The organism is Mesorhizobium sp. P3_A9 (assembly GCF_056402975.1).
In genome coordinates this window covers 1-6104 of record NZ_JBFUGJ010000342.1, presented here as the reverse complement: position 1 = coordinate 6104, position 6104 = coordinate 1, and the positions used below count along the sequence as shown (strand labels likewise).

Annotated in this window: 6 protein-coding genes; 2 read left to right on the top strand and 4 right to left on the bottom strand. The window is 64.1% G+C overall.

Going from position 1 to position 6104, the window contains the following annotated elements; translation table 11 throughout:
• Window positions 1–930 (top strand): MFS transporter (locus AC1DX0_RS29200; protein WP_477357882.1); only part of this gene is annotated, 930 nt, incomplete at its 5' end.
• A 4-nt stretch (window positions 931–934) separates the two neighbouring features.
• Here AC1DX0_RS29200 and maiA read toward each other — a convergent pair.
• The gene (maiA, locus tag AC1DX0_RS29195; protein WP_477357879.1) at window positions 935–1585 is read right to left on the bottom strand and encodes a maleylacetoacetate isomerase; all 651 of its coding nucleotides are present in this window, start codon (window positions 1583–1585) and stop codon (window positions 935–937) included.
• 4 nt (window positions 1586–1589) lie between these two features.
• Window positions 1590–2285 (bottom strand): fumarylacetoacetate hydrolase family protein, encoded by a 696-nt coding sequence (locus AC1DX0_RS29190; protein ID WP_477222235.1) that lies wholly within the window; start codon window positions 2283–2285, stop codon window positions 1590–1592.
• 230 nt (window positions 2286–2515) lie between these two features.
• Here AC1DX0_RS29190 and AC1DX0_RS29185 point away from each other — a divergent pair, with 230 nt between their 5' ends.
• Window positions 2516–3199, top strand: a complete 684-nt coding sequence (locus tag AC1DX0_RS29185; protein ID WP_027043803.1) for a response regulator — start codon at window positions 2516–2518, stop codon at window positions 3197–3199.
• A 123-nt stretch (window positions 3200–3322) separates the two neighbouring features.
• Here the strand turns inward: AC1DX0_RS29185 and AC1DX0_RS29180 are convergent, their stop codons facing one another.
• Together AC1DX0_RS29180 and AC1DX0_RS29175 are read right to left on the bottom strand one after the other, a co-directional pair.
• Window positions 3323–4663, bottom strand: coding sequence for a hybrid sensor histidine kinase/response regulator (locus AC1DX0_RS29180; RefSeq protein WP_477222236.1), 1341 nt, complete (start codon window positions 4661–4663; stop codon window positions 3323–3325).
• 19 nt (window positions 4664–4682) lie between these two features.
• The gene (locus AC1DX0_RS29175) at window positions 4683–5819 is read right to left on the bottom strand and encodes an FIST N-terminal domain-containing protein (protein ID WP_477222237.1); all 1137 of its coding nucleotides are present in this window, start codon (window positions 5817–5819) and stop codon (window positions 4683–4685) included.
• Window positions 5820–6104: the final 285 nt, after the last annotated feature.

Here is a 6104-nt window from a genome sequence, read left to right as displayed (position 1 = left end):
ATCCTTTCGGCCGTGGCGCTGATCGCGGTCGGGATTGCGCCGAATGCCGCGATGCTGCTGGCAAGCCTCGCGGTTGTCGGGCTGCTTGCCGTGGTGGTTCAAGTGCTGGTGGCTTACGCCGCCGATCTCGCCGTGCCGTCCGAGCGCGGGCGGGCGGTCGGCACCGTCACCAGCGGCGTCATCCTTGGCATCCTGCTCGCTCGCTTCGTCGCCGGCGTCGTCGCCGACTTTGCCGGCTGGCGCTGGGTCTATCTGATCTCGGCGGCGCTGACGCTCGTCATGGCGGTGGTTCTCTTCCTCATCTTGCCACGTCACGAGGCGGAGCGGCCACGCACATCCTATCCGCGCCTGTTGGGCTCGGTGGTGCTGTTGTTCGTGCAGGAGCCGCTGTTGCGCGTGCGCGCCGTGCTCGCCATGCTGATCTTCGCCACCTTCAATGTGCTGTGGGCGCCGCTGGTGCTGCCGCTGAGTGCCGCGCCGTTTTCACTTTCGCACACCGAGATCGGATTGTTCGGCCTGGCCGGTGTCGCAGGCGCTCTCGGTGCCCGCTGGACGGGCGGCCTTGTCGATCGCGGGCGCGGCCAACTGGTCACCGGCCTCAGCCTGTTGTTGATGACGGCCGCCTGGTTGCCGATCGCCTTCATGGGCCAGTCGCTGTGGCTGCTTGTCGTCGGCATCGTCATGCTGGATCTGGCGATCCAGGCCGTCCATGTCACCAACCAGAGCCTGATTTTCGCCCGCCGGCCGGATGCGCGCAGCCGTCTGGTCGGCGGCTACATGATCTTCTATTCGCTCGGCAGCGCGCTCGGCTCGATCGCCTCGACCATGGTCTATGGCGCCATGGGCTGGAGTGGCGTCTGTATGTTGGGCGGCGGCATCGGCCTGTTGGCGCTGGCGTTCTGGGCGCTGACGCTGCGCGTGGCCCGATGAAGATCTACTCCGCGTCGATCTGATTCTGCGGTGCTGCTTTCTGAAAAGCCGGCAGCGCCATGCAGGCGGCGTTGATGCGGGTGATCGTCGGGTAGGGCGTCAKRTCGACGCCGAAGCGGGCATTGCTGGTGATTTGCGCCGCCAGGCAGATGTCGGCGAGCCCCGGCGCTTCGCCATGGCAGAATGTTCCGGTCTCAGACGAGGAAGCCAGAATCTTTTCAAGCGGCTGAAAGCCTTCGTTGACCCAGTGGCGGAACCAGTTGGTGATGTCCTCGTCGCCGGCGCCGAACAAGGTGCGCAGCGAGGTCAGCACGCGCAGATTGTTCACCGGATGGATGTCGCAGGCAATCATCTGCGCCAGCATTCTGACGCGCGCCCGGCCAAGTGCGTCCCTGGGCAGTAGCGGCGGCGCCGGCTGGATCTCGTCSAGATATTCGATGATYGCCAGCGACTGCGTCAAAAGCGTGCCGTCGTCSAGCACCAAKGCCGGCACCAGMCCYTGCGGATTGACCGCGAGATAGGCCGGTTCCAGATGATCGCCGTGGCGCAAATGATGCGGRACATAGTCATAGCTCAGTCCCTTCATCTCAAGCGCTATCCGCGCCCGATAAGAAGTGGAGGAGCGATAGTAGTTGTGCAGGATGAGTTCGCTCATGGGCTCACTTCGGTTGGCCGATGGTCACTTCGATCGTCCCGATGCCGTCGACGCCGCCGGTCATCGTTTCGCCCGGCTTGACCGCGCCGACGCCGGCCGGCGTGCCGGTGAAGATCAGGTCGCCGGGTTGCAATTCCATCGCCTCGCTGCAGATCGAGACGATATCGGCAATTGGCCAGATCAACTCGGTGAGGTCGGCATCCTGTTTCACCGCGCCGTTGACGGCGAGCCAGATACGCCCCTTCGTTGGGTGCCCGGATTCCTGCGCGGGAACCAGCGGGCCGCAAGGGGCGGAGCGGTCGAAGGCTTTCGACCAGTCCCAAGGTCGCGCCGCCTTCTTGGCCTCATCCTGGAGATCGCGGCGGGTGAGGTCGATGCCGACGCCATAACCCCAGACATGATCGAGCGCCCGGTCTCGCGCAATGCGGAAGCCCGGTTTGCCGATCGCGGCCACCAGTTCGATTTCATGGTGCAGATTGGCCGTCAGCGGCGGGTAGGGGATCTCTGTGCCGGAATCGACCACCGCATCGGCCGGCTTGGTGAAGAAGAAGGGTGGATCGCGCTCATCATTGCCGAGTTCGCGCGCGTGCGCCGCATAGTTGCGGCCGACGCAGAAAATACGCCGCACGGCAAAACGCTCTGGCGACCCGCTGATGGCGACGGAAGGCGTTGGCGGCACGGGAAGGACGAAGGCGGTCATGACGGTCTCTGCGTTGAATATGGGATGCCGATGGCACCTTTGACCGATTTCGGGGACCGGACAAGGCGTCGCTTTTCATAAAGCACGGGCTTTGCCCATGCTGTACAAGGAATTCAGGGTTCCCATCACTTTTGCAGCAGTGCATCCTATCAACTGGCGATAGACTATTTGCCAATAATCCGGCCATGGTCACAGGACTATGGTGTGGCGGGTAAACCGGAACGAGCCACATGACAGTATCCAATGATCGCGCCCGGTTCCTGATCATCGACGACCATCCGCTGTTTCGCGAGGCGCTGCACAGCGCGGTGCAGATGGCCTATCCGGAAGTCGACACGGTCGAGGCGCGCTCGATCGCCGAGGCGCTCGATCTCCTGGCAGGGATAAAGCCGTTCGATTTGGCGCTGCTCGATCTCAACATGCCCGACGTGCATGGCTTTGACGGGCTGCTGCAGCTCAGGACGCGCTATCCGCGGCTGCCGGTGGTGATCGTGTCGGGCTACGAGGAACCGCGGATCATTTCCGAGGCCTTGTCCTATGGTGCTGCCGGCTTCATCCCGAAATCGGCGCGCAAGAGCGATCTGGCCGCCGCCATCCGCTCGGTGATGGATGGTGCGATCTATGTGCCGGAAACCTATGAAGGACAGCCGGCGGACGCCGACAGCATCGACCGCGCCGACATGGTCCAGCGCCTGTCCAAGCTGACGCCACAGCAGCTGCGCGTGCTGCAGATGCTGCGCCAGGGCCTGCTCAACAAGCAGATCGCATACGAGCTGCAGGTCGGTGAGACGACGGTGAAGGCGCATGTCTCGGAGATATTGCGCAAACTCAATGTGTATAGCCGCACGCAGGCTGTCATCGAGGTTTCGAAGCTGGATAATGCCGAGCTGTTTCGGGATCAGGCGGGGTTTTGAGCTTTTACCCTCCCCCTTGTGGGGAGGGTCGATCCGCGAAGCGGAGCGGGGTGGGGGAGCTTGGCGCCGCACCCCACCCCGGCGCTGCGCGCCGACCCTCCCCATCAAGGGGAGGGTATGGAGCTAAGCCAACAAATGCGCCAGCAGCGCCCTTAGCTGCGCTGGCTTCAGCGGCTTGCGCATCAGTTCGATGCCGCCGGCGCGGGCTGCCTTGGCGACTTCCTCGGAACTGTCGGCGGTGACGATCAGCGCCGGTACGGCGCGGCCGAGATAGTCTCGGACTTCCGATATGGTGGCGGTGCCGAGATCGCCGCCGTCGAGATGCTGGTCGGCAATGACGATGTCGGGCACCCAGTCGGTGTCGCCGAGCAGGTCCATTGCGTCGTCGGTCGAGGTTGCGGACCGCACCAGGCACTGCCAGCGCTCGAGCAGGAAGGTCATGGCCTCCAGCACCTCGATGTCGTTCTCGACCAGCAGCACCTTGGTGCCGAACAGGCCGTAGCCGCGCGACCGCTCCAGGCTGGTGGCGCTGGCGATGGCGTCGGCGGGGGCGCCGATGCCGACGGGGACATCGATGTGGAAGATCGTGCCGCGCCCGACCTTCGACGAGAAGGTCACGGGATGGCCGAGCGCGCCGGCCATGCGGCGCACGATGGCAAGCCCGAGCCCGAGGCCGTTGCCGTCACGTTCCGAACTGGCCGGTGAGGTGCCGCGATGGAACTCCTCGAACACAGCCTCGCGCTGGTCCTCGGGAATGCCGCAGCCCGTGTCGGCGACATCGATGCGGATCGTGTCGCCGCGATGCCTGGTGCCGACAAGGACGCCACCGGAACGGGTATAGCCCAACGCGTTGGAGAGGATGTTCTGCAGGATGCGGCGCAGCAGCGTCCGGTCGGAGCGGACCACGGCATTGACCGGCCGGAATTTCAGCGACAGCCGTTTCATTTCCGCGACCGGCTGGAAATCCGAGCGCAGCGACGAGAACAGCGCCTCGAGGCTGACGTCGCCGATATCGGGCTGCACCACGCCGGCGTCGAGCTTTGAAATATCGAGCAGGGTGCGCAGCAGGTCCTCCATCGTTTCGAGCGAGCGCTCGACCTGGCGAACCAGCTTCCTGCCTTCGTCGCTGGTCTGCACCTCGGCGAGCGCCGAGACGGAGAGGTGGGCCGCGTTCAGAGGCTGCAGCACGTCATGGCTGGCGGCGGCGAGGAACCTGGTCTTGGACAGGTTCGCCAGCTCGGCATTTTCCTTGGCGGCGCTGAGATCGATGTTGGACTGCTCCAGCCGGCGCAGCGTCGAATGCAGTTCCTCGGTGCGCGTGCGCACGCGGTTCTCGAGCGAGATCGCGGTCTGGAACAGCGAGAAGGCATTGCCTTGCTGGTCCATAGACCGCTCGACGCGGCTGACCAGGGCGGCGTTGATCTTCTTCAGCTTTTCGAGGTCGTTTATGTCCTTGAGCGGCATCTTGTTATTCCGCGGCCCCCTATTCCGCCGCYTGSCGTTCGCCRAARGCRATGCCGGTGAARGTCTGGTTCAGATGCATCGACCGGTACTGTTCGCCATAGGTGCCGAAGCCGATGACRTTGTTGACCCGGTAGAGCTCCGAAATGTCACGGAAGACCTGCCGGTTGCGCGCATCGAGCCGGCGCAGCACGCAGTCGAAGCCGAGGATCAGGTCGATACCGCCCAGTCTGTCCTCGACCTCGCGCAGCGCCGCGCGCGTCGATTCCACCATGTCCTTGGGCTGGGCGATCGACAGCACGACGCCGTCGTCGATGGCGCAGAAGAACGACAGCGAGCCATCCGCGTGCATCCTCTGGATCGAGCGGCAGTAATATTCGCCGCCCACCTTCACCACCACCGGATGCGAGGCGAAGCTCAGCGGCGTCAGGGTCTGCGGCAGGATGCCGACGGAAGCGGCATATTCCTCCGCCGCATTGGTGGCGTTGAACTCGCGCACGATGCGGTGATCGGCATCGGACGCCGTCACCACCAGCTTTTCGTCGGTCGGAACGAAATTGTCGGTCTTGAAGACGTGGAACGGAATTTCCGTCGATATCAGCACGATGATGGCGCTGTCCGAGGTGACGGCGCCATTCGAGATCAGGCGCGTCGTCTCGAATTTCAAATCGTCGCCGGCCGAGCCGCCGAGCAGCGGTATGTCGTCAAGACCCCAGTGGATGGCCGAGCTGACCGCTTCCTCGGCATAGGACAGTCCATCGATGAAGCAGAGCGCGAAGGTGTTGCTGGTCTGCTCGCAGCCAAGCCGGCCGCGTAGCGTGCGCCGCAAGGCCTCGACCTCGCCGGTGATCCTGTCCATGCCCGACGAGGACAGATTGTCGACCATGGTGCTGACCGCGGTGAACGAGGCCGAGGGAAGCAGCATCGCCAGCATATGGCCTTCCTCGAGGCCCTGCGGCGTGATCTCGCCGGCGGTGGAACAGCCGGCATGGTGGAGCGCCGGCGCATGCGCCGAGAGTGCCTGTGACAGGGCGCCTGCCTCGACGAGGCTCTGGGAAAAGAACAGGAGCGCGAAGCCGGCGTCGATAGCGGCAGCCTCGGCGGCCACCGCGCGTGCGAAAACATCCGGGTCGGGCTCGTCCGTGGTCAGCGCCGACAAGCCGCAGGCGTAGCGCGTCGTTGAACTGGTCAGCGGCGTTCTCCCGCATTTCCTCCGACGCTGTTTTATGCGCTGTTTTTCAAGCTTCTGGCGCGCGGGCGTCGAAGGGTATTGTTGCTTCCAATAGGCGTTTTGGCAATGGGGCGAGGGGAACGCGCCTTTGGCCGTGGCCATGACCGAAAGTACAATGATCCGCCTTTTCCGTCGCGCTGTTTTTTGTGCGTTGTGCGGTGTACGAATAACGCATGGCCGAAGTGCCAGCGGCGCGTCGGCAGCGTGATGACC

Bases quoted from the DNA above. Each gene is read 5' to 3' on its own strand.
- AC1DX0_RS29190 (WP_477222235.1), bottom strand. From the start codon at position 2,285: ATGACCGCCTTCGTCCTTCCCGTGCCGCCAACGCCTTCCGTCGCCATC.
- AC1DX0_RS29185 (WP_027043803.1), top strand. From the start codon at position 2,516: ATGACAGTATCCAATGATCGCGCCCGGTTCCTGATCATCGACGACCAT.
- AC1DX0_RS29180 (WP_477222236.1), bottom strand. From the start codon at position 4,663: ATGCCGCTCAAGGACATAAACGACCTCGAAAAGCTGAAGAAGATCAAC.